Source organism: Nocardioides iriomotensis, assembly GCF_004168035.1.
In the GTDB taxonomy this organism is placed as follows: Bacteria; Actinomycetota; Actinomycetes; order Propionibacteriales; family Nocardioidaceae; genus Nocardioides_B; species Nocardioides_B iriomotensis.
The window spans coordinates 1-25,363 of sequence record NZ_SDPU01000014.1; the positions used below are offsets into that span (position 1 = coordinate 1).

26 protein-coding genes are annotated in these 25,363 nt (G+C 69.3%); 10 read left to right on the forward strand and 16 right to left on the reverse strand.

Going from position 1 to position 25,363, the window contains the following annotated elements; genetic code table 11:
* Positions 1–75: 75 nt before the first annotated feature.
* From ETU37_RS05395 to ETU37_RS05420, 6 genes are all read right to left on the reverse strand, one after another.
* The gene (locus ETU37_RS05395; protein WP_129986098.1) at positions 76–621 is read right to left on the reverse strand and encodes an arsenate reductase/protein-tyrosine-phosphatase family protein; all 546 of its coding nucleotides are present in this window, start codon (positions 619–621) and stop codon (positions 76–78) included.
* Positions 614–895: a PqqD family protein gene (locus ETU37_RS05400; RefSeq protein WP_165372410.1), complete on the reverse strand. Its 282-nt coding sequence runs from the start codon at positions 893–895 to the stop codon at positions 614–616. Before ETU37_RS05400 ends, ETU37_RS05395 begins: the two co-directional genes overlap by 8 nt.
* Positions 892–1,809: a nucleotidyltransferase family protein gene (locus ETU37_RS05405; RefSeq protein WP_129986102.1), complete on the reverse strand. Its 918-nt coding sequence runs from the start codon at positions 1,807–1,809 to the stop codon at positions 892–894. Before ETU37_RS05405 ends, ETU37_RS05400 begins: the two co-directional genes overlap by 4 nt.
* Positions 1,810–1,824: 15 nt before the next feature.
* Positions 1,825–2,337, reverse strand: coding sequence for a hypothetical protein (locus ETU37_RS05410; protein ID WP_129986104.1), 513 nt, complete (start codon positions 2,335–2,337; stop codon positions 1,825–1,827).
* 130 nt (positions 2,338–2,467) lie between these two features.
* Positions 2,468–2,698, reverse strand: a complete 231-nt coding sequence (locus ETU37_RS05415) for a hypothetical protein (protein ID WP_129986106.1) — start codon at positions 2,696–2,698, stop codon at positions 2,468–2,470.
* Positions 2,699–2,754: 56 nt separating this feature from the next.
* Positions 2,755–3,582 carry a hypothetical protein gene (locus ETU37_RS05420; RefSeq protein WP_129986108.1) on the reverse strand — a complete coding sequence of 276 codons (828 nt, stop codon included), beginning with the start codon at positions 3,580–3,582 and terminating at the stop codon, positions 2,755–2,757.
* Between the two features lie 227 nt (positions 3,583–3,809).
* Between ETU37_RS05420 and ETU37_RS05425 the strand changes: the two genes are divergently transcribed.
* The 3 genes from ETU37_RS05425 (at position 3,810) to ETU37_RS05435 (ending at position 7,025) form a co-directional block, all read left to right on the forward strand.
* Complete coding sequence (locus tag ETU37_RS05425; RefSeq protein WP_129986110.1) at positions 3,810–4,601, forward strand: hypothetical protein; 792 nt, start codon at positions 3,810–3,812, stop codon at positions 4,599–4,601.
* Between the two features lie 218 nt (positions 4,602–4,819).
* On the forward strand, positions 4,820–6,142 hold the full coding sequence (locus tag ETU37_RS05430) for a polysaccharide biosynthesis tyrosine autokinase (RefSeq protein ID WP_129986112.1): 1,323 nt from the start codon (positions 4,820–4,822) through the stop codon (positions 6,140–6,142).
* A gap of 43 nt (positions 6,143–6,185) precedes the next feature.
* Complete coding sequence (locus ETU37_RS05435) at positions 6,186–7,025, forward strand: beta-keto acid cleavage family enzyme (protein ID WP_129986114.1); 840 nt, start codon at positions 6,186–6,188, stop codon at positions 7,023–7,025.
* Positions 7,026–7,060: 35 nt separating this feature from the next.
* Here the strand turns inward: ETU37_RS05435 and ETU37_RS05440 are convergent, their stop codons facing one another.
* Complete coding sequence (locus ETU37_RS05440) at positions 7,061–7,507, reverse strand: Fur family transcriptional regulator (RefSeq protein ID WP_129986116.1); 447 nt, start codon at positions 7,505–7,507, stop codon at positions 7,061–7,063.
* Between the two features lie 44 nt (positions 7,508–7,551).
* Positions 7,552–7,914, reverse strand: coding sequence for a DsrE family protein (locus ETU37_RS05445; protein WP_129986118.1), 363 nt, complete (start codon positions 7,912–7,914; stop codon positions 7,552–7,554).
* Positions 7,915–8,042: 128 nt separating this feature from the next.
* Between ETU37_RS05445 and ETU37_RS05450 the strand changes: the two genes are divergently transcribed.
* Positions 8,043–8,543 (forward strand): heme-binding beta-barrel domain-containing protein, encoded by a 501-nt coding sequence (locus tag ETU37_RS05450; RefSeq protein WP_129986120.1) that lies wholly within the window; start codon positions 8,043–8,045, stop codon positions 8,541–8,543.
* 182 nt (positions 8,544–8,725) lie between these two features.
* On the forward strand, positions 8,726–9,946 hold the full coding sequence (locus ETU37_RS05455) for an O-antigen ligase family protein (protein ID WP_129986122.1): 1,221 nt from the start codon (positions 8,726–8,728) through the stop codon (positions 9,944–9,946).
* Positions 9,947–10,016: 70 nt separating this feature from the next.
* Here the strand turns inward: ETU37_RS05455 and ETU37_RS05460 are convergent, their stop codons facing one another.
* The 4 genes from ETU37_RS05460 to ETU37_RS05475 form a co-directional block, all read right to left on the reverse strand.
* On the reverse strand, positions 10,017–10,922 hold the full coding sequence (locus ETU37_RS05460; protein WP_129986124.1) for a hypothetical protein: 906 nt from the start codon (positions 10,920–10,922) through the stop codon (positions 10,017–10,019).
* A 388-nt stretch (positions 10,923–11,310) separates the two neighbouring features.
* A complete protein-coding gene (locus ETU37_RS05465) occupies positions 11,311–12,402 on the reverse strand; it encodes a glycosyltransferase family 4 protein (RefSeq protein ID WP_165372411.1) in 1,092 nt (363 codons plus the stop codon).
* A gap of 8 nt (positions 12,403–12,410) precedes the next feature.
* Complete coding sequence (locus ETU37_RS05470; RefSeq protein ID WP_165372412.1) at positions 12,411–13,562, reverse strand: glycosyltransferase; 1,152 nt, start codon at positions 13,560–13,562, stop codon at positions 12,411–12,413.
* Positions 13,559–14,386, reverse strand: a complete 828-nt coding sequence (locus ETU37_RS05475) for a WecB/TagA/CpsF family glycosyltransferase (RefSeq protein WP_129986130.1) — start codon at positions 14,384–14,386, stop codon at positions 13,559–13,561. The genes ETU37_RS05470 and ETU37_RS05475 overlap by 4 nt, the downstream gene beginning before the upstream one ends.
* A gap of 322 nt (positions 14,387–14,708) precedes the next feature.
* Here ETU37_RS05475 and gmd point away from each other — a divergent pair, with 322 nt between their 5' ends.
* The 3 genes from gmd to ETU37_RS05490 all read left to right on the forward strand — a co-directional run bounded on the left by gmd (position 14,709) and on the right by ETU37_RS05490 (position 18,161).
* The gene (gene gmd / locus ETU37_RS05480) at positions 14,709–15,752 is read left to right on the forward strand and encodes a GDP-mannose 4,6-dehydratase (protein WP_129986132.1); all 1,044 of its coding nucleotides are present in this window, start codon (positions 14,709–14,711) and stop codon (positions 15,750–15,752) included.
* Complete coding sequence (locus tag ETU37_RS05485; RefSeq protein WP_129986134.1) at positions 15,749–16,720, forward strand: GDP-L-fucose synthase family protein; 972 nt, start codon at positions 15,749–15,751, stop codon at positions 16,718–16,720. Before gmd ends, ETU37_RS05485 begins: the two co-directional genes overlap by 4 nt.
* Before the next feature lie 82 nt (positions 16,721–16,802).
* Positions 16,803–18,161: a YncE family protein gene (locus tag ETU37_RS05490; RefSeq protein WP_129986136.1), complete on the forward strand. Its 1,359-nt coding sequence runs from the start codon at positions 16,803–16,805 to the stop codon at positions 18,159–18,161.
* A gap of 17 nt (positions 18,162–18,178) precedes the next feature.
* Here the strand turns inward: ETU37_RS05490 and manA are convergent, their stop codons facing one another.
* The 3 genes from manA to cysD form a co-directional block, all read right to left on the reverse strand.
* A complete protein-coding gene (manA, locus tag ETU37_RS05495) occupies positions 18,179–19,414 on the reverse strand; it encodes a mannose-6-phosphate isomerase, class I (protein WP_129986138.1) in 1,236 nt (411 codons plus the stop codon).
* A gap of 127 nt (positions 19,415–19,541) precedes the next feature.
* On the reverse strand, positions 19,542–20,792 hold the full coding sequence (locus ETU37_RS05500; RefSeq protein ID WP_129986140.1) for a sulfate adenylyltransferase subunit 1: 1,251 nt from the start codon (positions 20,790–20,792) through the stop codon (positions 19,542–19,544).
* Entirely contained in the window at positions 20,792–21,709 is a 918-nt protein-coding gene (cysD, locus tag ETU37_RS05505; RefSeq protein ID WP_129986142.1) for a sulfate adenylyltransferase subunit CysD, read from the reverse strand. Before cysD ends, ETU37_RS05500 begins: the two co-directional genes overlap by 1 nt.
* 238 nt (positions 21,710–21,947) lie before the next feature.
* Between cysD and ETU37_RS05510 the strand changes: the two genes are divergently transcribed.
* The gene (locus ETU37_RS05510) at positions 21,948–22,580 is read left to right on the forward strand and encodes a hypothetical protein (RefSeq protein WP_129986144.1); all 633 of its coding nucleotides are present in this window, start codon (positions 21,948–21,950) and stop codon (positions 22,578–22,580) included.
* Between the two features lie 37 nt (positions 22,581–22,617).
* Positions 22,618–24,384 (forward strand): DUF4012 domain-containing protein, encoded by a 1,767-nt coding sequence (locus ETU37_RS23820; protein WP_129986146.1) that lies wholly within the window; start codon positions 22,618–22,620, stop codon positions 24,382–24,384.
* Here ETU37_RS23820 and ETU37_RS05520 read toward each other — a convergent pair.
* Positions 24,362–25,354, reverse strand: coding sequence for a sulfite exporter TauE/SafE family protein (locus tag ETU37_RS05520; RefSeq protein WP_129986148.1), 993 nt, complete (start codon positions 25,352–25,354; stop codon positions 24,362–24,364). The genes ETU37_RS23820 and ETU37_RS05520 overlap by 23 nt on opposite strands.
* Positions 25,355–25,363 lie beyond the last annotated feature (9 nt).

The window sequence follows — 25,363 nt, forward strand, 5'->3', positions numbered from 1 at the left end:
CTGACCGACGCCACAGCGCACTCGGAGGACGCCCGCCAATCAGCCGCCTGGCACCAACGTGATGGCCGGGTACAGCTAGCGGGCCGCGACCAACGCGTCCGCGATGGTCCGGCAGGTGTCGTCGAGCAGGTCCGCCACCTCGCGGTGCACGGTCTCCGACTGCCCCATCGGGTCGGGCACGTCGTGGTCGGGCACGGGCACCCCGGCCCGCAGCCGCGCCGCCGCCCGGACCAGGTCCTGGGGGCTGGTCGCGGCCTCCTTCGCGCGCGGGTCCTGGGCAAGCGTCTCGAACTCACGCAGCGTGAACGCCCGCTTCATCAGCCGCGGCGCCTCCCGCACCACCTGCTCGCGGATCTCCTTCGTGGCCGTCAGCACGAGCTCCGCCTGACCGGCGAGCGCGGGCGTGAACTGCCGCGCCGCAAACCCGGCCCCGTCGCTGCCCAGGCGCGCGAGCTCTCGTGCCGCGTTGGGCTCGACCGGGTAGCCCACCATCGCGCCGACCCCGGCGCTCGCGACCTCGAAGTCGCCTGCCGGCAGCCGGGCGGCCAACAGCCGCTCGGCCAGCGGGGACCGGCACACGTTGCCGACGCAGACCACGAGGACGGCGAACCGCTCAGCCATGCCGGCCGTCCTCCCTGGTGATCAGTCCTCGAGCCTCCAGGTCCTCGAGGAAGGACCGTACGTCGTCGGCGACCGTGTCGGCCGGCACGTCGAACAGCTCGGCCACGCTCGTGATGACGTCCTCGCCCCAGCTGGCATGGCCGATGGTGTGCCAGATAGCCGCACTCGAGCCAGTGAGCACGGCCGGCTCGTCCGGCCGCTTGAGGTCGACGAGGGCGACCCGGGAGGTGTCGCCCACCCAGGCCACGTCCGCGCCAATGGTCCAGTGGCTCACGAGCGGCGCCGCTCTCGTCGAACCACCCGGACAGCGGTAGGGAGGTCTCGCAATCCGGCTCTTAGGCGGCGAATGCGGGCGGTGAAGAGTCCCCATCGACCGGGTGCGGCGTCGGGGAACGAGTTGCGGATCTCGGCTTCGGTCAGCACCAGGGCGTGCCACAGCCGGCCGGGGAGTCTGCGCCAGGGCAGCGCGGACAGTTCGGTCACCCAGCCGACTGTCTTCACGCTGGTCGTCTGGGTGCGAATGCGCCAGGCGGTGGTGTCGAAGGTGGGAGCCGGGAGCGGCGCGACACCCAGCCGCTCGAGCAACGGCGCAAGGGTCTCGTTCGCCCCGGTGACCGCGCAGACCTGGGCGAGCTGGCTCAGGTCGGCTGACGTGAGCTGCGACTCCAACGCCGTCACCAGGTAGTCGAGCTTGGGAGCGTGCGCGTCGGTGCCGTCCCGCAGCCAGTGCAGCGCGGCTACGACGGCGTGGCTGACCACGTCGGGACAGCGCACTGGTTGAGCGCCGATCCGGACGGAGCTGCGGCGTCGCCAGAGCTCGTTGAACACAAGTTCAGCGTCGGCCAAGAAGCCCGGGAACCGATCGTGCAGGTCGACCTCACAGGGCCACAGGCGGTGCCTGAGAGTCCGCGAATGCTGAGGCAGCGCAGTTGCACCCGTGTGGGGAACCGCTTCATGCCAACCGATCGCGGCTAACGCCTCGAGCGCACGGTCACGGTCGGCGGGGCGGACCAGGACGTCGACGTCGACCGACGGGTGCGGCTCCCGCAGCCCCTGTAGCACGAGAGCATTGCCCTTCAAGCAGAGAGCCTCAATGTCGACAGCCTCGGTTGCGCGCAGCACCAGCGGGTGAGCGAGGGCGACCGCTTCGGCCGGAGTGAGTGCGCCGCTTCGCTGCGCCGAGATCACCGGTCCAGGGTAGGTCTACTTGGCACTGAACGTGGTCGAACCCGTTGTCGTGCCACCCGACGACGCCACGACCGAACCGGTGAGTGCCCCGGACTCGGGGCCGCTCGTCGGAGAGAAGTGCGCGGAGAACAAGATCGTCTTGCCCGCGCCGAGCCCGCCCTTCGAGACGACCGTGATGGGGTCCGAGCCGGCGCTGGGTGTGTTCCAGTCGCGATCTGTTTTGTCCGACCACGACTTCCACGTGAGCTCGCGACCGTCGAACTCGATCGTGAGCGTGACCACGCCACACGGGAGGGTGCTGGTGTTGACCACGAGCACCTTGAGGTGGAAGCCCGCATTGCCGGTCCACTGCTGCTTCTCGATGGTGAGGACACACGAGCAGGTCGGGTCGTTGCTGCCGGCGAAGGCCGGCACCGCTGAGACGAGCTGGACTGCCGGCACCGTCCACGCGACGGTCGCGGCTCCCTTGACGAGACTGCGACGGCTGATGCTGCGCGCCTCGGACGGCAAGTGCTGGTTGGCACTCATGAAGTTCCCCCACCCCTGGACTGGTGCGAATGTCGATGAACCTTGCCGCCCCGAAGTGCCCCCACTCGGAGACGGCATCGAGAGGATCGTACGGGTTGTCCGGAATTTGGGGAACCAGGGCGGGCCAGAATCAGCCGTTCGGCCGATCCTCCGCGTCGCGCACCTCCACCACGCCGTCCGCGGCCAGCTCACGGACCAGGTCGGCTGTCGCTTTTTCCGCGCTCCTCCCGTCCGTCGGGGGGCCGACCGCCGCCGCCAGCGACGCCGCGAGCCCGTCCACGTCGGTCCAACCCTCACCTATCAGGGCTAGCAGGCGGGTCGCCAGCGGCGAGAGCACCAGCACCCGACCATCGATCAGCACGGCTGCTTCCCCCGAGCCGTCGCGGTACTCGTCGGTCGATTTCCCCCTTCGCACTTTCACGGCGTCGCCCCCACATGCCGACTCACAACGTCCGCGAGCTGCGCCGCCTCGCCGTACCGCACGCTGACGAGTCCCCCGGCTCGCTCGACGATCGAAGCGACGGTCGCCAGGGGCCGGTCCAGCCGGGTGAGGTAGGAGATCTGCGGTGCCAGGAGCGCAAGCGCGCGCACCGTGGTCACCGGCTCGACCTGTGGCGCCGTACGGGACGGGTCTCGGTCGAGGAGGAAGATGCCCGTCAGCTCGGGCCCCCGTCCTCCGGCGACGATCAGCCCCTCGTCGCTCGGTGCCAGCTGGGTCTTGATGCCGTTGCCGCCTTCCGCGAGCACGGACAGCGGCTTGGGATACGGGAGGACCCTGCCGCCGGCGTCCACGGCAACGGTCTCGTCGGTGAGGTAGCGCATCGTGCGTCCGAGCAGGCGTGATGCTGTCGTCTTGCCGGTACCGGACGGAGCGACGAGCGCGACCGTCCGGCCCGTCCCGGGGTCTGCCAGTCCCGCGGCGTGCAGCATCACCAGGCGGCCGGCGTGCGCCTCGACCAGTGCCGCCGTCAGTCGCGGGCTGAGCACGTGGAGCAGCTCGTCGAGACCGGTTGCCGCGACCGCACCGCGCGCCCCGGCCTGCCCGACCGTGCCTACATCGGGGTCGAGAACGACGTCGAGCGTCACGGACTCCGGGTAGGAGGTCAACCCGTCGCCGAGGCAGTCCGACCAGCAACGCTCGACAGCCTCCCGCGCCTGCCGGGCATGAGCGCCGGCGTAGCGGAGCACGACGGAGAGGCCCATCGCAGACAGATGGGTGTCCGCAGCAGGTCGTGGCTGGGTCACCGGGCGGAGTCTAGTGAGCCGGTCGTTCACGAGCGTTGACCTTCCGCCGGAATGACTACGGCGGAACCACCCGACTGAAGGGCGGGCCGCACTGGACGTTCGGTCAACTTTCCCTCAACCCCTGTGAGTTCGGCTCGCCGCGTGGCACGATCCTGTGTGAAGCCGCGATGCGGCGTGGGGGACCCCGGGGGGCCGGGGCAAGTTCTGTTCCGGTGGGGAGCCACAGCATGACCTTGCAAGAGCACGCTTCCGAGCGTCGTCTGATCGATCGACGGACGGTAGTCCGAGGCGCGGCGGTCGCCGCCTGGACCGTCCCCGCCGTGCAATTGGTCGGCGCCGCCCCCGCCTTCGCCGGGTCAGGGCCTACGTCGTTCTCGGGTCTTTCGGGAAGCGGGTCCTACTCGACTCCATCGCGTCTTCTTCTGCTCGTATCGTTTAACAATGCAGGGGCGAGCCCGGCAACCGGGGTGCAGGTCACAGTGAAGATGCCGAGGGCGATGCCGTCAGCCCCCACGGCCGCCGGATGGAACGTCTCCGGCTCCGGCGACACCTTCGTCTTTACGCTGAACGCAACTGTCCCTGCCGGCCAAAGTCAGAGTCTGCAGGCCGATTTCACAGTGAGCGATACGACGATCGAGGGCACGGCGGCCGTCGCGCTGACGGCGACCAACGTCACGGGAACATCGAATACCAACGCGCCCATCACGCCCGCCTACAAGGTTTCGTACAGCGGCCCGACAGTCAGCAACGTGACGGGCAATCGCCGGGTCTCCGTTACAGCTATCGACAACATCGGCTCGCTGGCCGGCGTCCTTCGAGTGGCGCTGACCTTGGACCGTGCACGAACGCTGGTGGGCGGCGCGCCATCTGGGTGGTCGCATCAGGCTTCGAACGGCAATAGAACGCACACCTTCACCAGGGGACCTTTCGGTCCGAGCGACTCTGTGGTTGCGTGTGAGCCGGTCTTCGACGGAAACCTCATGGTTACATCCCACTCCGTGACCATCACCGCCAGTTGAGATTCGCTCGATTGCCGGACCGGCACCTGAAGTTCCGCCTATCCTGACCTCTGTCGCGTTGCCCGACCCGGGGGAAGAGCGTGGAACTCACTGATTACTTGCGTGTGTTGCGCGCACACTGGCTCGGTTTTGTCGCCCTGATGCTGGTCGGTGTCGGAGCTGCAGCGATCTTCAATCTCACTCAGCCGCGGGTATACGCCGCCGACGCCACTGGCTTTGTGAGCGCAGGTAACGACACCAACCCCGCGTTGGGGTCGGTAGCAGACACCCTGGCGAAGTCGCGCGCCAAGTCGTACGTCGACATCGCCCGCAGCCGCGCCACGGCCGAGGGAGTCATCGACGAGCTGGGCCTCGACGACTCGCCGGCCTCGCTCATCGGCAAGATCTCCGTCGAGCAGCCGCTGGACACCGTGCTGATCAAGGTGACCGCCAGGGACGCCACTCCGCTGGGAGCTCAGCAACTCGCCGACGCGTGGGTCTCGGCGTTAGCGGACCAGGTCGCCGAGATCGAGAATCCGCGCGGCGAAGCGGGGGCCCTCAAGGTCGTCCCGATCGAAGCGGCCGCCCTGCCGTCGGCACCGGTGTCACCCCGCGTCGAGCTCAACCTGCTAATCGGCGGTGTCGTCGGTGTCCTGCTGGGCCTGGCCTACGCGCTGCTGCGCAACCAGCTCGACCGTCGGCTGCGGTCGTCCCAGGCCGTCGAGCGGCAGTTCGGCGTCACCGTCGTCGGCGCGATCCCGACCGCCAGCGACCTCGCCTCGACGGACGGCGCCGGCCCGGTCGCCGTCCAGGACCGCAGCGGCTCGCAGCGCCGCTCGGAGTCGGCCGAGGCGTTCCGCAAGCTGCGCACCAACCTGCAGTTCATGGACGTCGACAACCCGCCCCGGGTCATCATCATCACCAGCCCGCAGCAGGGCGACGGCAAGTCGACGGTCGCGGCCAACCTCGCCGGCGCGCTGGCGGTCTCCGGTGAGCCGGTGATCCTCATCGACGGCGACCTCCGCCGACCCACGGTCGCCGAGAAGTTCGGGCTCGTCGAGGGCGCGGGCCTCACCGACGTGCTGATCGGGCGGGTCGACTTCGAGGACGTCGCCCAGGAGCACCCCGATTACCCCAACCTGCTGCTCCTCGCCGCCGGCGGCGTACCGCCCAACCCGAGCGAGCTGCTCGGCTCCCAGACCATGCGCCAGCTGCTCACCGAGCTGGCCAAGACGGCGCTTGTCATCGTCGACGCGCCGCCGCTGCTGCCGGTCACCGACGCCGCGGTGCTGACCGCCGTCGCCGACGGCGCGTTCGTGGTCATCTCCAGCGGGCGGACGGTCGACACCGAGCTCCGCGACGCCCTGGCGAACCTCGACGCCGTCCGCGGCCGGGCGCTGGGCGTGATCCTCAACCGGGTCGCCCGCCGCGACGCCGCGGCCGGCTACTACGGCGGCACCTACGAGCTCTCAGACAAGGACAAGGTCCCCGCCGCCGTGGGGGCCACCGACGAGGCCGACGCGACCGAGGTCTCGAGCAAGCACCGCCGCCGGACCGCCTGACCCGCGCGTCGCCGTACCGCTCGGCGTCTGCCACGATGCGGCCATGACCGTCCCGTCCGACCGCCTCCTGATCACGCTCGCCCCCACCGGGGCCGAGACGTCCAAGGAGGACTGCCCGCAGCTCCCGACCACGCTCGAAGAGCTCGTCGACACCGCCCGCCGCTGCGAGGCCGCCGGCGCCGCGATGATCCACGTGCACATCCGCGACGAAGAGCACAAGCCCAGCCTCGACCCGGGCCGGCTGGCGGCGACCGTCGAGGCGCTGCGCGACCAGACCAACCTCGTCGTCCAGTTGTCCACCGGCGGCAGCGTGCACGACCCGCTCGACGCCCGGCTCAAGGTGCTCGACGCCGAGCCCGACTCCTGCAGCCTGACCATGGGCACCACCAACTTCGGCGACGATGTCTTCTCCAACCCCTGGCCGTTCATCACCGAGCTCTACCGGCTCTCCCAGGAGCGCGAGGTGGTCCCCGAGTTCGAGCTGTTCGACCTCGGCCACGTCGCCGCCCTGCGGCGGTTGCTGGACAAGCTCGGCCTGCCGTACGGCGGCCGGGTGCACGTCGACCTCGTGATGGGCGTGCCCGGCGGGATGCCCGGCACCGCCGACGCGCTCGTCGCCGCCGTCGCGGCGCTGCCCGAGGCGGTGACGTCGTGGTCGGCCACGGGCATCGGACGGTCGACCCTGGCCGTCGCCCTGGCGTCGCTGAGCAAGGGCGGCCACCTGCGGGTCGGCATGGAGGACGTGCTCACCCTGGCCAAGGGCGTCCCCGTCGAGCACAACGAGCAGCTCGTCTCCCGGGTCGTCGAGCTCGGCCGGATCGCGCAGCGCACCCCGATGACGCCGACTGAGGCGCGCGACCTGCTGCAGGTCAAGCGGCGGTAGCCGGTCGGAACGCGGTTGGGCCGGCCGGGGCGCGGTCAGCCCGCCGGCGCCTCGCAGTCCAGGCAGGTGCCGAACACCGTCAGGTGCGCCACATCGACCTCGAACCCCTCGCCCTCGCGGAACGTCGCCACCAGCTCGGCCGTGCGCGGCTGGGAGAGCTCGCGGACCCTGCCGCAGCGGCGGCACACCGTGTGCGCGTGCGGCGGCGACGTCGTCGAGTGGTAGGTCGGGGCCCGGTCGTGCAGGTGCGCGTGCCGGACCAGCCCGAGCTCCTCCAGCAGGTCGAGGGTGCGGTACACCGTGGACAGGCTGACCGCCGAGGTCGACTTGCGGACCTCGGCCAGCACCTCGTCCGGGGTGGCGTGCCCGAGCGTGTCGACCGCCTGCAGCACCAACTCGCGCTGGGCGGTCAGCCGGTGCCCGCTCGCCCGCAGCCGCTCACGCCAGCTGTCGCCCGCGGTCGCGTCGTGTGTCTCGGCCACCCGCCCATCCTAGGAGCCGGCCGAGGCGCTTCCGTCCGGACGAGTCAGTAGACCAGGGCCTGCGTCCCCTCGGCCAGCGCCTCCTCGACGAACACCGCGGCCCCGGCGATCCGCACGCCCGGCAGGGTGTCGTCCTCGCCCAGGCCACGCCGGGCCGCGCACTGCGTGCACAGGGTGACCTGGCCGCCCTCGCGCACGATCGTGACCAGCGCGCCGGCCGGGGAGGCGTGCGGCAGCCCAAGGTCCGGCGTACGGTCCCCGGTCGCGAACCACGCCGCCTCCCCGGTCAGCCACAGGCTGACATCGGCCCCCGCCGCCACCGCGGCCGACGCCACGGTCAGGCCCTGGTTGCTCCGCTCGGGGTCGTCGGTGCCGCACGTCACCTTGACCAGCAGTCGTCGTGCCATGCCCCGAACACTAGACTCCGCCTCATGGAAGCCGTGTTCATCGCCCTGATGGCGCTGGTCGTGCTGCTCAGCGGCTACGTCAGCCTGCTCGTGCTCTACCGCCTGTTCAAGGCGGACGAGCAGCGGTAATGCCGTTCGAGATCCCGGACAACCTCCACCCCGACTGCGCGCCCGTCGCCTGGCTGCTCGGCACCTGGCGGGGCAACGGGCACGGGGACTACCCCACGATCGAGGCGTTCCAGTTCGGCCAGGAGTGCATCTTCACCCACGACGGCCGGCCCTTCTTCCACTACATGAGCCGCGCCTGGATCGTCGACGACAACGGCGACAAGGTCCGTGACGCCGCCATCGAGACCGGGTTCCTGCGTCCCAAGGCCGACGGCTCGCTCGAGCTGCTGCTCACGCACAACACCGGTTTCGTCGAGATCTGGTACGGCACCGCCGAGATCGGCACCCCGCGCGTCGAGCTCACCACCGACGCCGTCGTCCGCACCCAGACCGCCAAGGAGTACACCGGCGGCCACCGGATGTACGGCATGGTCGAGGGCGACCTGCTCTGGGCCTACGACATGGCCGCGATGGGTCAGGCGCTCCAGCCGCACCTGTGGGGGCGGCTAGTCCGCCAGTAGTCCGATGCTCGTCAGCACTCGTCCAGCCGTGTCACCGTCGCGTCCGTACCGCGCCACGAGGGGGCGCCACCAACGTCGCCGAGCACGTGCTGGGCTAACGTCGCCATAGGTCCTGACTCAGCAGGCTGGGGAGTTCGAACACTTAGCCACGCTCCGGCGTCTGCTCGCGTAGCCTCGTGCGAGTGATTCGGGGGACGGGGCGCTGGGCGCCGCACGAGCTCGCGGTTATCGCGATGGGCTTCCTGCTACCGCTGGGTGGCGACCAGACGGTACCGCCGTGGCTGGCCTACGACTCGGTGAAGTTCCTGACGATCGCGGCTGCGGCCGTGCTTCTCGTCTACAACCAGCTCGGTCAGCGGCCGTCGTTTGCCCTCGATCACCGTTTGCGACGGAGTCTCGTCCCGCTCATCGCCTACGGTCTAGTTCTTGGCGTCGCGAGCCTGGCGTGGTCCTTGCCGGGAAACCGAATGGCACTCTACGTCGCACACATCGTCGCCACGGTCGGCGCGTTCATCCTGGCTGAACGCGGCCGGCCAGGTGCGTGGCTCGACATCGTCTACCGGATCAGCGTGCTGCAGCTGGCCTACCACGCGGTGGTTGGGCAACGGGCCGGACTGTTCGGGGAGGTTGAGCGGCTCAGCGGCGGCCTCAGCGCCGTGTCGCTCGGCTTCGTAGCGGCAATGGTGCTGGGCTACTCGATTCACCGGTTCGAGCGCGGGAAGCGCGCCCTGTCGCTGCTCGTGGCGGGCCTGGCTTTGTACATGCTGTACGCCACGTTCAGTCGGGCGGCGCTCGTCTCGGCGGGGCTCGGGATCTTGCTGGTCATCGCCCTGCGCGGCCGCAGTCGGTTCGTGCGCATGCTTGTCGTGGTTGGTGGCGGTGTGCTCGCGTATCAGGCGGCCGGCGACGCTCTGCTCAATGCGCTCTCTGGCGCCGAGCGGGCTGGCGTGGACACACTCACCGGGCGGGTTCCGATCTGGCAGACGATCATCGACGTCAACGAGCACTGGTGGCGGGGTTACGGATACGCCGCGCTTCGATTCGACGATGGCGCCGGGCCGGACAGTGGCCTCTACGTAGCCACTGGAAAGTTGCCCGCCGAGAGCGGCCTGCTCAACGCACTCGTGATGGGGGGAGTCGTCGCGGCTGGCTTGTGGTTGTGGTTCATCCTCTGCGTATTTCGCGACCTCTGGCGGGCCCGCCGAGAGGCTCCGGTAGCGGCCTACTTCCTTGTCGTTCTGGCGGTGAACGCGGTGTTGTCTAATGGCACCTCAGGTAGTCCGCCCGTCTTTTGGTGGGTGCTAGGCGCCTTGTCCTTGTTGGCTTCGCTCGGCAACAGGGCGGACAGCGGACACGTCAGCGCTGAGCCACCAGCAGTCGTGCAGCGACGCGCATCCTGGTGAAGGTGACGTCGATGCGGTATCGCTGACGAACCGAGGCCTTGGAGGGGGCTTTGCGGTTGCGCTGGCCAAGTCACGGGTCTCTGTGGCTGACGCGGAGAGGTCTGAGTTCCGATGATGATCGGAGACCCTTGTAACGCGACGTGGCTACGACGAGACAAGAGTTGGCCACGAGGATGTTTGAGGCCAGCCCTGGGGCTCCAATCAGACGGCCAAGCAGAAGCGTCGCAGCCAACTCGACGACCGCGATGGCGGCACGAAGAGGGAGCCATCGGCGCCAGCCCCAGCTTCGGCGGACCAGGGTGAGCCAGATCGCCATGCCACTGCCCATGGAGAATCCGAGTCCGAGGAGGACCACGCACAGTCGAAACTCCGCGTTTGGTGGGAACCCAACGGTCTCGAGCGCAGCGGTGGGCAACGCGAACAATATGAGGACGAGCGCGCCTGTCGCGCTGATGGCCACCGCTGTTGTCTGAAGGGCGACCTTGGCGACCGATCTCGCATTCGACAGATCGATACGGGGGATGGCGATTGTCTGAGCCAATGAGCTGTAGAGGCTCAGGGGAGTCACCGCGATGAGGGCGGAGCGGGCGGTGCCGATCACAGACAGGGGGACGATCGTGCTCGCCAGGATGGGTGTCAGCGCACTGAGGCCGTAGGTCAACGATGCTTCGACTGTCAGAGGAGTCGACCCCAATGTCGATGTTTCGCCACGTCCGCGCATGCGGCGTGTGGCGAACCACAAAGCGACAACGGCGCAAAGGGCACCGCCGGCGTAGGAGATGACAACCGCTCCGCCCGCACCGGGAGTCGCCACCAGAAATGAGATGGCCGGCCAGGGCAGGAACACAATCAGCCAAGTCACGTCGCTCAACAAGGCAAGTTGGGCGCGCTGAGCTCCGAACGAACGGACTCGGAGCGTCTCTTGGGCGACGACGAGCGGGATGGTGGCTGCCGCGATATAGAGGTACGTGGGCATGGCAAGCATCGCGACCAGGAGAGTCGACACTGCGGTCGCCCCCACTGTTGTGAGAGAAAGAGTCGCCCGGAGGCGTGGCACCTCATCAACCGAGTGACCCCGGAGGAGTGTCTGGTTCGAGACCGTGCGCGCAATGGCGAGTGCCGCAGCCTGCGGTGCAAGTGTGACGGCGTAAGCGCCTAGGTCCGACACCGAAGTCAGCGCTTGCAGCGTTAACGGTACAAGGGCATTGGTCCCACCACTTACAACGGCGCTGGCGACGACCGCCTGACGCTGCCTCACCGCTTTGACACAGGGAACGTGCGGAATTTCTGCCTGGATCCCACTGCTGTGTGCTGTACCCGTGGGCACGCAGACGCGGGTCGCGCGTTCGAGCGCTGCGGCGTGTTCAACCCCGAGCACTTCCGAGCGCGTTCAAGATCCCTCCTGTGAATCTGTCGGCCATCTCGTCGACCGAGAACATTCTGCTTGATGCGATAGCTCCCTCCCGTAGCGCCGAGAGACGAGAAGGGTCGAGCAACAGGTCGGCCACTGCCATGGCGAAGTCGGCTGCGCTCGCTTCGCCTGGGAGGACGAGCCCGTTCCGACCATCCTCGAGGTACTCGAATTCGGGACTGTGCCAAGGGATCCTGGTCGTGACCATGGGGCTGCCGGAGGCGAAGGAGTCCAGGACTCCCAAGCCGACCAGGCCGGGCATCAGGGTGAGAGACGACGATGAAACCGCCTCGGCCTTCGCCTTCCCGAAGAGTGCTCCTCGGTAGGTCAGCCAGCGTGCCTGACGCGCGGTTTGTTCAACGCGGGCACGGTCAGGGCCGTCACCAACGACGAGCAACTCGAATCCGTCGACGCGCTCGGCCACCAGGGCGGCTGTCTCGAGCAGAAAATCTAGGCGCTTGTGCTCGTGCAGGGAGCCGACATAAACGCAGCGACGGGGGGAGCGTTCAATACCGTTCACCGCGTAGTCCGAGGTGTCGATGGCGTTCTGCACGACTGTGACGCGGTCGCTAGGAAAGCCCGCGCGCCGGACGCGCTCTGCAGACCCTTCTGTGTACGCGAACCACCAGTCCGGCCAGCGGGCGGAGGCCGCTTTGAAGCGTTCCTCAAACGAATCTGGCCTACTGGACTGGAGGTTCGCGCCGTGACCCCAGAAAGCGACATGAGGCTTGCGTGCGACCTTCGACGTCAGAAGCAGCGGGTAATTCAACAACTGCCGATTTGCATGCTCGACGATGGTGAGGTCGGAAGCAAGCGCTTGCTTCAGGGCCGGCTGCCAGACGGCTGCCCGGCGTCTCCCGACCGGCAGTTGGATGGACCTCACGGTCGTCGCCCAGTCAAGGTGAGCCTCATCGCCCCGCATCGCTCGCTGCCCGGATGCTCGACCATGCACCAAGTCCAGTTGGACATCGGCTCGGTTCAGTTGCTCGCGGAGGCGCTCGTAGAACGGCACACGATACTGAGCAAGCAATTCCTGCACGATCACAACGCGAGTCATCTCTGCGTGAGCTCCTGGTAATGCTGAATGAGAGTTCGCACGGACTGTTGCTCTCCATAACGCGTGACGAACCGAGCCCGAGCGCTGTGGCCCCTCGCGTCGAGGTCGGATTGCAGGGCGCGCTCTAGCGCCCCCTCGAGAGGTTCCGAGTCGACACGCCAAACCTCGCCGACGTCCGGATCGACCAGTTCCGGCAGTGCACCTCTATCGGAAACGACCACGGGTCGACCGCCGGCGAAAGCCTCGGCAACGACGCGCCCGAAGGTCTCCGGCCCCAGGGAGGGGACCACGACTAAGCGGGCTCGCTCGCGCGCCTCTGCCAGTTCGACGGTGGTAAGGCTGCCAAGGTACTCAACGGACGGATCACGGGATGCCACCGCTGCTACTTGGTCGACGAGTGGCCCGTGGCCGGCGATGAGCAGCCGTGTCGACGGTGGTCGTCGCAGTCGCTGCCAGGCGTTCAACAGCTGTGACAGTCCCTTTTCCTCCGAGAGTCGTCCTGCGAACAGGACGTGATCCCCGAGCTTTCCGGCATGCCCCGCGTCACGAACACCGTTCGGCTTGATGTAGACGCGCTCGTCAGGGAAACCGATTGCACAGAGGTGGTCCCTGACAAATTGGCTCACTGCCAGGAAGCGACTGACTCGTCGCCAGGAGCCATGATGTGCCACGGCTCCCAAAGCCATCGGAAGTGTCTGGACTGCCGACTCCCGGTAGCAACCGTGGGTCAAAGCAGGCAGAGGCAGCCTCCTACCGACGCAATCCATGCATGCCCGATCGTCGCGAAAGTGTGTGCCCTTCACGCAGCTGTGTCGGAAGTTGTGCACCGTTTGAATGACGGGGACCCCGGCCTCAGTGGCGACGCGGACGATCCACGGTGAGAGCAAGGGAAAGACGTTGTGGACGTGCATTACATCCGGCCGAACGCGCTTCAGCTGCGAGCGGAGTTCGCGAACGGAACTGTGGGAGTAGACGGGGCCTGCGGCCGCAAGTGCAACACGCATTCTCGTCAGGTCGTCGCTGTTTCGCTCCAGCATGTGAACATCAACGCCGCTCTCACTGAGCGCCGTCACCTCCTCGTCCACGACCATGTTCTCGCCACTGGGTACATCGCTTCGGTACCGGTTGTGAGCAATGAGGACCCTCACCGGCCAGCGCGCCCGCGTGAGAATGTGTATCGCAGAGCGATCAAGATGAAGGTCGGATTGCCGAGCAGGTAGCGACGCCAGAGACGTCGCGGCTCCTTCAGGAGTCGGTACGCCCACTCCACGCCACTTCCGTGCAGCCAGCGGGGCGCTTCGCGGACGCTGCCCGCCCAGAAGTCGAAGGCTGCGCCCACAGGCACTGCGGGACCGTCAAGCCTGTCCCTGATGTCGGCGACCAGGTAGTCCTGGCGCGGCGTGCCGAGGCCGATCCAGAGGACGTTCGCGCCGCTCGCTCGGACCCGATCCGCCAAGGCCGCGACGTCAGCCTTGGTCAGGGAGCGGAACGGAGGCGTCTCGGTGCCGACGATGGCGACGCCAGGGAAGTCCCGCTCGAGGCGCGCGCGCATCAAGTCGGCGACACCGTCGTGCCCGCCGTATAGGTAGTGCTTGAGTCCGATCTCCCGGCCGCGGTCGACGACCTCGCCCACCAGCTGCGGTCCGCGCACGGGGGAGTACTGCCCCCTGCGCCGGCCGAGCCAGGCGATGGGCGTGCCGTCGGAGAGGTTGAGATCCGCTTCTTGGAGTGCGGTCATGAGCCGCTCGTCGGAGTCGCTGAGGGTCACGGTGTGTGCGTTGCACAGATGCACCGCGAGCCGTTCGCCGCGGGAGGCGGCCCCCGTGATCCGATCCGCCGCGGAGCCGGGGTCCGCCACGTCGATCGGCACGCCGCACGCGTCGTACCGGGCGATCGCCGTGACGGTGTCGGTGGCCGGGTAATCGCTCGACACCGAGCCCTCCGCCAGGTGCACGACTCGCCGCTTGCGCAAGCCCTTCACTGTGTTCCCCCTTGTTCAGCCGCCGGCTCAGCGAGTCGAACTCGCCTCGGGTCCCCACCGCGGTCGGCTGTCGATGTTTACCTTCGAGAGCGTGAGGCCCTCGGCCCGCCATAATCTACCGACTGGCTGACGCTACGTCCGCGGAACCTGTTGGCTCATCTCTTCGCACGTCAGGCTGCCGATGCGGTACTCACCGATGCCGAGGACCGTCGATTGGCTTGAGTCCGGGTCAGCCGTCGTCCGAGCGCCGGGCAGCGCCTAGACTGTCTCACTGTTTGCCACCGAACCAATGCACGGCCAAGGGGACTCACGCATGACCAAGAAGGCACTGATCACCGGCATCACGGGTCAGGACGGCTCGTACCTGGCCGAGCTCCTGCTCGGCAAGGGATACGAGGTGCACGGCCTGATCCGGCGGGCGTCGACCTTCAACACCTCGCGGATCGACCACCTCTACCAGGACCCGCACGACCCCGAGGCCAAGCTCTTCCTGCACTACGGCGACCTGTCCGACGGTGCCCGACTGGTGACGCTGCTGCACGAGATCGACCCCGACGAGGTCTACAACCTCGCGGCGCAGTCGCACGTGCGGGTCAGCTTCGACGAGCCGGAGCACACCGGTGACACCACCGGCATCGGCGCGATGCGCCTGCTCGAGGCCGTGCGGATGGCCGGCGTCAACTGCCGCTACTACCAGGCGTCCAGTTCGGAGATGTTCGGCGCGACCCCGCCGCCGCAGAACGAGGAGACCCCGTTCTACCCGCGCTCGCCGTACGGCGCGGCCAAGGTCTACGCCTACTGGGTGACGCGCAACTACCGCGAGGGCTACGGGATGTTCGCTACCAACGGCATCCTGTTCAACCACGAGTCCCCGCGCCGCGGCGAGACGTTCGTGACCCGCAAGGTCACCCGCGCGGTCGCCCGCATCCAGGCCGGCCTCGACGACTACGTCTACATGGGCAACCTGGACGCGATCCGCGACTGGGGCTACGCGCCGGAGTACGTCGAGGGCATGTGGCGGATGCTGCAGGCCGACGAGCCGGACGACTTCGTACTCGCCACCGGGGGCAACTTCACCGTCCGCGACTTCGTGGTGACCGCGTTCGAGCACGCCGGCCTCGACTGGGAGAAGCACGTCAAGTTCGACGAGCGCTACCTGCGCCCGACCGAGGTGGACGCGTTGATCGGCGACGCCTCCAAGGCCAAGGACAAGCTCGGCTGGGTGCCGAAGGTGCAGACCGACGAGCTCGCTCGGATCATGGTCGACGCGGACGTCGAGCTGCTCAAGCACGAGGGCCGCCACTGGATCGACCGTCCCACCCTGGAGGACTGGCCGACCTTCGGCACCAGGGCATGAGCGACTCCTTCACGCCCGGCCCCCTCGACCGCGACGCGACCGTCTACGTCGCCGGTCACCGGGGCCTGGTCGGGTCGGCGATCTGGCGGCGCCTCGCGGCGGAGGGCTTCACCCGTCTCGTCGGCGCCACCTCGTCCGAGCTCGACCTGAAGGACCGCGACAAGGTGTTCGCGTTCCTCGCCGAGCACAAGCCTCGGTACGTCGTGCTGGCGGCGGCCAAGGTCGGCGGGATCATGGCCAACAACACCTACCCGGTCGACTTCCTCAGCGAGAACCTCCAGATCCAGCTCAACGTGATGGACGCGGCGCTTGAGCAGCGGGTGCAGCGGCTGCTGTTCCTCGGCTCCTCGTGCATCTACCCCAAGCTCGCGCCGCAGCCGATCCCCGAGGACTCCCTGCTCACCGGGCACTTGGAGCCGACCAACGACGCCTACGCGATCGCCAAGATCGCCGGCATCCTGCAGGTCCAGGCGGTACGCCGCCAGTACGACCTGCCCTGGATCTCGGCGATGCCGACCAACCTCTACGGGCCCGGCGACAACTTCTCGCCGCAGGGCTCGCACGTGCTGCCCGCGCTGATCCGCCGGTACGACGAGGCCGTCCGCGACGGGGCTACCGAGGTCACCAACTGGGGCACCGGCTCGCCGCGGCGCGAGTTCCTGCACGTCGACGACATGGCCCACGCGTGCCTGCACCTGCTGGAGCACTACGACGGGCCCGAGCAGGTCAACGTCGGCACCGGCAAGGACAGCACGATCAAGGAGATCGCCGAGACGATCGCCGGCGTGGTCGGCTTCGAAGGCACCACGAACTGGGACACCTCCAAGCCCGACGGGACGCCTCAGAAGCTGCTCGACGTGTCCAAGCTCGCCAAGGCCGGCTGGACGGCGCGGATCGGGCTCGAGGAGGGCCTGCGGTCCACGGTCGAGTGGTACCGCGCCCACCAGGGCGAACTGCGCGAGAAGTAGCCCGGCGAGGGCGACACGCGTAACTCCGTCGCGTCCGACGCGTTGACCAGCGCAGAGGTACGTCGACCCCCGGAGGACCCGCATGCGCCGAGCGCCTGTCCTGCTCGCCACCGCCGCGCTCGCCGCCGTCACCGGACTGAGCGTGTCGCCGAAAGCCCAGGCCGAACGAGTGACGGCGACGCGTGCTCCCGACGGGCGCGACGTGATGGTCGTCGGCAACAACTGGGCCGGCACCGCGGACGTCGTCGACGCCCGCACCTTCGAGGTCGTCAAGCGGCTCGACATCGTGCCCGACCGCGACGAGCGGATGCGCGAGATCGTCACCGACCCGGCCCGGCTCGGCTTCTACCTGGCCATCCAGCAGGCAGTGGGTGAGGGGCACGACCAGCTCGTCGACGACCTCTTCACCACGCGCGACGGCACGCTGCTCGCCGCGTCCCGGCCCAGCTTCGGCGACGTCGTGTGGATCGACCTGGCCAGCGGCGCGATCGTGAAGCGGCAGCGCATGGACGGCTACCGCACCGACCACATGAACGTCTCGCCGGACGGCCGGCGTCTCGTGGTGAGCGACTCGACCTCGAGGTCGGTGCACGAGTACGTCCTCGGCGGTAAGGGCAACCCGCGCACCGGCACCCGGCTGCGCACCTTCGAGTCCGGCGAGACGCCCCACGAGAGCAACTACACCGCCGACGGCCGTCGCATCTTCCACGCGAGCATCGGCCGCGTCTACACGCCAGTGGACGCGGGCGAGCTCGACCCGGTCGGCGACGTGGTCAAGTCCGACCGGTGGTTCGAGATCGTGCGCACCAAGGACTTCTCCATCGCGCGGCGCTGGGACATGGGCCTCGAGCTCGAGGAGGCCGGCTACGACAACATGAGCTCCGCGGTGCGCCCGATGGCGATCTCGCCCGACGAGCGCTACGTCTACTACCAGGTCTCGTTCTTCCACGGCTTCGTGGAGTTCGACCTGAAGGCGAAGGACCCCACCGGCGGTGGCGACTACACCACCGGCGGCAAGCCCGAGCCTGCCACCGGCAGAGTCACCCGGCTGATCCCGCTGCCCAACCAGGTGCCCGACATGCCGCGCGAGCAGTACGTCCTCGACTCCGCCCACCACGGCCTCGCGATCAACGACAAGGGCACCAAGCTCTGCGTCGCCGGCACCATGGACGACTACGCCGCGGTCGTCACCCGCCGCACGATGCGGGCGACGATCCTCGACGGCCGGGGCGACGCGGAGGACCGCAAGTACCTCAAGCCCTACTGGGCCACCGACGGCCCGGGCAACACCTGCTGGATGTCGATGAGCGGCAACGACGCCGTCGCTGTCATCGACCTGCGCACCAAGCGCGAGATCGCCTGGGTGAAGGTCGGCGACCACCCGCAGCGGGTCCGACCGGGCACCATCGCGCCCGAGGTCGAGGCCGCCTGGCGCTCCTAGCTCCTGAGCTGGTGGCCTCAGTGGGCCGGGCGCCCGACGGCGACCCGGCCGTGCCCGTCGATCGTGGCCGCGCCGTCGCCTGCGCCGACGAAGACCGACTCGCCGACCCTCAGCGCCTCGCTGCCCGCGGCGGTCGAGACGGTGACCTGCCCCTCGAGGCAGAGCACGACCTGCGCGGTGGCGGCGAGCTCCACCGTGCTCGCGAGCCGGTGCACGACGAGCTCGAACTCGGCGACCGGGGGAGACAGCACCGTGCAGGTGGCGTCGCCGTTGGCGGCCCACAGCGGCGGCGGCATCGGGGTGAAGTTCGTGACCTCGAGCAGCTCGGGGATGTCGACGTGCTTGGGCGTCAGGCCGGCCCGCAGCACGTTGTCGGAGGCCGCCATGATCTCCACGCCGAACCCCGACGTGTAGGCGTGGATGACGCCGGCGTCGATGAACATCGCCTCCCCGGGCGCGAGCACGACGTGGTTGAGCAGCAGGGTGACCAGCACGCCGGGGTCGTTCGGGTACCGGTCGACGAGCTGGGTGGTGGCGGCGTACACCCGCACCGACTCGCGCTCCACGGCGGTCGGGTCCTCGTTGAGGGAGCCGCGGCGTCCGGCGACGGCGGCGTGCAGGCCCAGCTCGGCCGAGGCGGCCGCGGCGCGGAGCTGCTGCAGCCGATGGCTGAGATGCTGCCCGGACAGGGCCAGCATGTCGGTGACGACGCCGCGCAGCGTCTGGAACGGCGTCGCGCTGGCCTCGATGGTCGCGGCGATCTCGTCGAGCCACGGGAGGCCCAGACCGCGCAGGATGGCGGCGGTCTTCACCGGGTCGCGGAACCCGGCCATGCCCTCGAAGCGCGTCAGCGCGTAGATCAGCTCGGGCTTGTGGGAGGAGTCCGGGTAGGTGCGCTCCGGGGCGTCCAGCGGGATGCCGGCGGCGTCCTGCGCGGCGTGCCGGATCCGCGCCCGCTCGGAGGTCGGGTGCACCTGGAGGGACAGCGGCTCGGCGGCGGCGAGCAGCTTCATCAGGAACGGCAGCCGGTCGCCGAACGTCGCCCGCAAACGAGGCCCGAGCAGGGTCTCGGCGTCGGCGGCGAGCAGGGCGTCGAGCGTGCCGTCGCCGTCCACCCGGGACGGCGCGGAGGGGTGGGCGCCGAGCCAGAGCTCGGCCCAGGGCTCGCCGTCGGGCGGGACGCCGAGCAGCTTGGGGATGTGCGTGCGAGAACCCCATGCGTAGTGACGCACGGGGTTCTCGAGGCGGTACATGGTGCTCCGTGGGTTGGGGTGGTGGTCTCGACAAGCTCGACCAGCCGGAGGTGGGGCCCGACCGGCCTAACGCACGCACCGCCCGGGTGGTCTCGACGAGCTCGACCAGCCGGGCGGTGCGGGAAGATCAGCTGCCGGAGTTGATCATGCCGGCGCCGACGGTCACGCCGGTCGCCTCGTCGATCAGGATGAACGAACCGGTGGTGCGGTTCTTGGAGTACGGGTCGCACAGCAGCGGGACGGTCGTGCGCAGCTGCACGCGGCCGATCTCGTTGAGCGCGAGCTCCTTGGTGTCCTGGTCGCGGTGCAGGGTGTTGACGTCGAGGCGGTACTGGATGTCCTTGACCATCGCGCGGCCCGTGCGGGTCGTGTGCTTGATCGCGAGCTTCTGGCGCGGGCGCAGCGGCTCGTTGGTCATCCAGCAGATCATCGCGTCGATGTCCTGGCTGGGCTTCGGGGCGTTGTTGACCCGGGCGATCATGTCGCCGCGGCTGACGTCGACGTCGTCCTCGAGGCGCACCGTCACCGACATGGGCGGGTAGGCCTCGGTGATCTCATGGTCGAACAGGTCGATCCCGGCGATCTTGCTGGTCAGGCCCGAGGGGAGCACGACGACCTCGTCGCCGGGCTTCAGCACGCCGCCGGCCACCTGGCCGGCGTAGCCGCGGTAGTCGTGGAACTCGTCGGACTTGGGCCGCACGACGTACTGCACCGGGAACCGGGTGTCGACCAGGTCGCGGTCGGAGGCGACGTGGACGTTCTCCAGGTGGTGCATCAGCGACTGGCCGTCGTACCACGGCATGTTCTCGCTGCGCTTGACCACGTTGTCGCCGAGCTTCGCCGAGATCGGGATGATCTCGAGGTCGGGGATCGACAGCTTGGTCGCGAAAGAGGTGAACTCCTCGTGGATCTTGTCGAAGGTGGCCTGGTCGTAGTCGACGAGGTCCATCTTGTTCACCGCGAGCACCAGGTGCGGCACCCGCAGCAGCGACAGGAGTACGGCGTGCCGGCGGGACTGCTCGGTCAGGCCCTGGCGGGCGTCGACGAGCACGAGGCCGAGGTCGGCGGTGGAGGCGCCGGTGACCATGTTGCGGGTGTACTGCACGTGGCCGGGCGTGTCCGCGATGATGAACTTGCGCTTGGGCGTCGCGAAGTAGCGGTAGGCCACGTCGATCGTGATGCCCTGCTCACGCTCGGAGCGGAGCCCGTCGGTGAGCAGCGCGAGGTCGGTGTAGTCGTAGCCGCGCGACTGCGAGGTCGACTCCACGGCCTCGAGCTGGTCCTCGAAGATCGCCTTCGAGTCCAGCAGCAGGCGACCGATCAGGGTGGACTTGCCGTCGTCGACGGAGCCGGCGGTGGCGAAACGGAGCAGGTCCATCAGAAGTAGCCTTCCTTCTTGCGGTCTTCCATGGCTGCCTCGGAGAACCGGTCGTCGCCGCGGGTGGCGCCGCGCTCGGTCACCTTCGCGATGGCGATCTCGTCGATGATCTCGGCCGTCGTCTTGGCGGTGCTCTCGACGCAGCCGGTCTGGGACTTGTCGCCGACGGTGCGGAACCGCACGGTCAGCGTCTCGGTCTGCTCGCTCTCCTTGGGCACGACGGCGTCGGAGACGGAGAGCAGCATGCCGTCGCGGCGGACGACCTCACGCTCGTGGGCGAAGTAGATCGAGGGGATCTCGATCTCCTCGCGGTGGATGTAGTCCCAGATGTCGAGCTCGGTCCAGTTGCTCAGCGGAAAGATCCGCATGTGCTCGCCGCCGTGGATGCGGCCGTTGTAGAGGCTCCACAGCTCGGGGCGCTGGTTCTTGGGGTCCCACTGGCCGAAGTCGTCGCGGTGGGAGTAGACGCGCTCCTTGGCGCGGGCCTTCTCCTCGTCGCGGCGGCCACCACCGAAGGCGGCGGTGAAGCCCTCCTCCTCGATGGTGTTCAGCAGCGTGCCGATCTGGAGGCGGTTGCGGCTGGTCTTGCCGTCGTCGACCACGATGCCCTTCTCGATGGCCTCCTCGACCGAGGCGACGATCATGCGCAGGCCCAGGCGGTTGACCCAGTTGTCGCGGGTCTCCAGGACCTCGTCGAAGTCGAGGCCGGTGTCGACCTGGAGCACCGGGAACGGGATCTTGGCCGGGTAGAAGGCCTTCTCGGCCAGGCGCAGCATCACGATGGAGTCCTTGCCGCCCGAGAACATCAGGACCGGCTTCTCGAACTCCGCCGCGACCTCGCGGAAGATGTGGATCGACTCTGCCTCCAGCTGATCCAGCTGGCTCAGGCGGTAGTCGGCATGCGTGTTAGACGTCATGAGACTGAGGGGACCTCTCTGTAGAGCAGCCGTCATGCTACCGAGTACCCCGGTTGAGGGCGATTCGCGCCCAGAGCGGGCCGCGGGCCCGGTGACGAGCGTCACCCGGGGTCGGCCGAACGGACATTTTTCGTCTAGTCCCGTAGCGGTGTCCGGTTTGGGTTGTTACCTTTCTGCAGCGGAAGTGGGGGGCCACGACCGTTTCTTCGGTACAACTTTCGACTCTGGGGGATCTTCCATGGTGTCGCTGCTCAAGCGAGTCCTGTCCGCGTGCGCTGCCGTCGCACTCCTGGCGACGGGTTCGGTCGCGTTCGCCGGTACGGCGTCCGCGCTGAACGCGCCGGCCTGCCCGTCGTACGGCACGCCGGCCCAGACGACCACGTCGGTGACCCTGACGCCGCCCAACCCGTCCGCGGGTGACAAGTTCCGTGCGACCGCGACCGTCGAGGTCGACGGCCGGCCGGTCACCGGCGGGACGGTCGTCTTCAACTACCGCGGCACCAAGGACACCCAGACGGTCGTGAACGGCACCGCGACGTCGCGCGAGTTCACCGCCAAGAAGGGCAGCAACCAGGAGGTGCGCGCCAACTACCGCGGCAGCTGCACCAACGGCACCGCCGCGGTCTCCGCGAGCCAGGGCGCCCAGATCCTCGGTGTCGAGGCCTTCGCCGGCAACGGCAACAACAACGGGAACGGCAACGGCGGCACCCTCGGCGCGGCCGGCACCAACGCCGGCGGCGGCGCGGTCGGCGGCCTGGCGGCCACCGGTCTCACCCCCGGCGCGCAGCTGATCGGCCTCACCGGCATCGCGCTGCTGGTCGCCGGCGCGTCTACCCTGGTGATCCGCCGCCGTCGCGTGACTGTCATCTGACCGGTCACCCGCCCCGAGAGGGCTTGCGCCACCACTCGTGACCTCGCACCACGGACGACCGCACCGGCTCCGACGAGCGCTCCTGCTCGTCGGAGCCGTCGTCGTGCTGGCCGGGATCGCGTTCACCGCCTGGGAGGCGTTCCGCGCCCGGACCGCCCTGCAGCAGATGGCCGCCGACGTGGAGACGCTGGCCGGCCAGCTCACCGAGGGTGACGTCGCCGCGGCGCCCGCCACGCTGGACCACGCGCAGGCCGAAGCCCGCACCGCGGTCGACAGCACCACCGGCCCCGGCTGGTGGCTGGCCGCCCGGCTGCCCTGGGTCGGCGACGACGTCCGCGCCGTCCAGGTGGTCGCCGGGGTGGGCCGGGACCTCACCACCGACGCCCTGCCCGGGGTGGTCACCTCCGCCGCGGCCCTCGACCCCGCCCGACTGCGGCCCGTCGACGGCCGGGTCGACCTGCAGCCCATCGAGGACGCCGCGCCAGGCGTCGTCCGCGCCGCGGAGGTCATCGCAGAGCTGCGCGGCCGGGCCGACACGCTCGACCCCACCGCGCTCGTCGACCAGGTCGCGACGCCCGTGGTCGACCTGCAGACCCGGCTCGAGGAGGCGGCCGTCCTCGCCGACCGGGCGTCGCGCGCGGTCCGGCTGCTGCCGCCGATGCTCGGCGCCGACGGCCGCCGCACCTACGTGCTGGTCTTCCAGAACAACGCCGAGGCCCGCGCGACCGGCGGCATCCCCGGGGCGTTCGCCCAGGTCGTCGCCGACGACGGGCGGCTGGTCCTGGGCCGCCAGTCCGACGCCGCCCGCCTCGGCGGTCAGCCGGAGCGCCCGGTGCTGCCGCTCACCGAGCGCGAGGTCGCGCTGTTCACCGATCGGCTCGGCCGGTTCAGCCAGGACGTGAACCTCACCCCCGACTTCCCCCGCACCGGCGAGCTGGTGCGCGCGATGTGGCAGAAGCGGTACGGCACCCGCGTCGACGGCGTGCTGTCAGCAGATCCGGTCGCGCTGTCCCACCTGCTCCGCGCCACCGGCCCGGTCGACGTGGCCGGCGAGCCGGTCGACGCCGACTCGGCGGTCCCGCTGCTGCTCAGCCAGGTGTACGCCGACGTGGCCGACCCGGCCGCGCAGAACCGGTTCTTCGACCGGGTCGCCCGGAGCGTCTTCGGCGCCGTCGTCACCGGGCAGGGCGACGCCCGCGGGCTGCTCGACGGGCTGGTGCGCAGCACCGAGGAGGGCCGCACGCTCGTCTGGTCGGCGCATCCCGAGGAGCAGGACCTGCTCGCGCCGACCCGGCTCGGCGGCGCGTTCCCGGTCGCCGATGACGCCACCCCGGACGTCGGCGTCTACCTCAACGCCGTCCCGGCCTACAAGCTCGACTACTACCTCGACCACCGGGTCGACGTCGTGGCCGACCGGTGCGCGCGCGGGCGCCAGCACCTCACGGTGACCGTCCGGCTGTCGTCGCGGGTGCCGCGGGGCTACCGCCGGCTCTCGGAGTACGTCGCGCCCGAGGTGCCGGTGTTCGGCCGCGGGGCGATCGTGCAGACCCTCTACCTCGCCGTCCCGCGCGACGGCCGGCTGCTGTCGATGAGCGTCGACGGCCAGGCGCTGGAGCCCCAGCTGTCGTCGTACGGCGACCGCCCGGTGGTGATCCGCACGGTGGCGCTGCAGCCGGGGAAGAGCCGCGAGATCGTGCTCGAGCTGCGCACCGGGAACGGCCAGACCGGCGACCCCGACGTCCGGACCACGCCGGGGGTCCGCTCGTCCGGGCTCGGTGAGGTCAGCGCGTCGGCGTGCGCCTAGCTTCGTCCTCGTCGCCGGACGACACGGAGGACGAGGACCGCTCGGGCAGCCGCCACGCGGCGGCGTTGTTGTCGAAGGCCGGCAGCCCGCGGGTCTGCCGGATGAAGCCCCACACGAGCGGGCCGAGCAGCAGCATGGCGGCGCCGATGAGGCCGACGATCTCCGGCGGGACGCCGAGCATCTTCAGGCCGGTCAGGCTGAGCACGATCACGATGCCGCGCCGGATCACCGACTGGGAGACCCAGTTGGCCAGCCGGGCGCCGAGGAACGTGCCGGGGGTGCCGCCGACGATCAGCGGGATCAGCACCGCCCAGTCGACGCCGGTGACCAGCACGTGGCTGATCGCGGCGGAGAGGACGAGCGGGACGGCCTGGACCAGGTCGGTGCCGACCAGCTTGATCGCGCTCAGTGTCGGGTAGAGCAGCAGCAGCGCGACCATGATCAACGAGCCGGAGCCGACGGACGTGATGCCGACCAGGAGGCCGCCGGTGGCGCCGACCAGCAGCGTCGGCACGACCCGAAGCTTCGGGTCCTCCTCGGAGATCGTGTTGCCCGAGGTGACGTGCCGGAGCTGGAGGTACATCCGCAGGGCGTAGGTCGCGGCGGTGAACAGCAGCGCGCAGCCGATCGCGTAGGTCAGGAAGCTCTCGGTGGACTCGGCCTCGCCGCCGCCGAGCGCCTTGACGATGAACGCGCCCGCGAACGCGGTCGGCACCGAGGCGACGATCAGCAGCGACGCCAGCCGGATGTTGGGCTTGCCGTGCTTCCAGTGCACGGCGGCGCCGACCGACTTGTTGACGCTGGCCGCGACCAGGTCGTTGGCGACCGCGGCGGTCGGGTTGACGCCGAGGAAGATCAGCGCGGGGGTCATCAGCGCGCCGCCGCCCATGCCGGTCAGGCCGACGACGATGCCGACGCCGAAGCTGACCAGGAGGACGGACAGCGCGGCCGTCGTGAACAGCTCGCTCATGTAATGCGC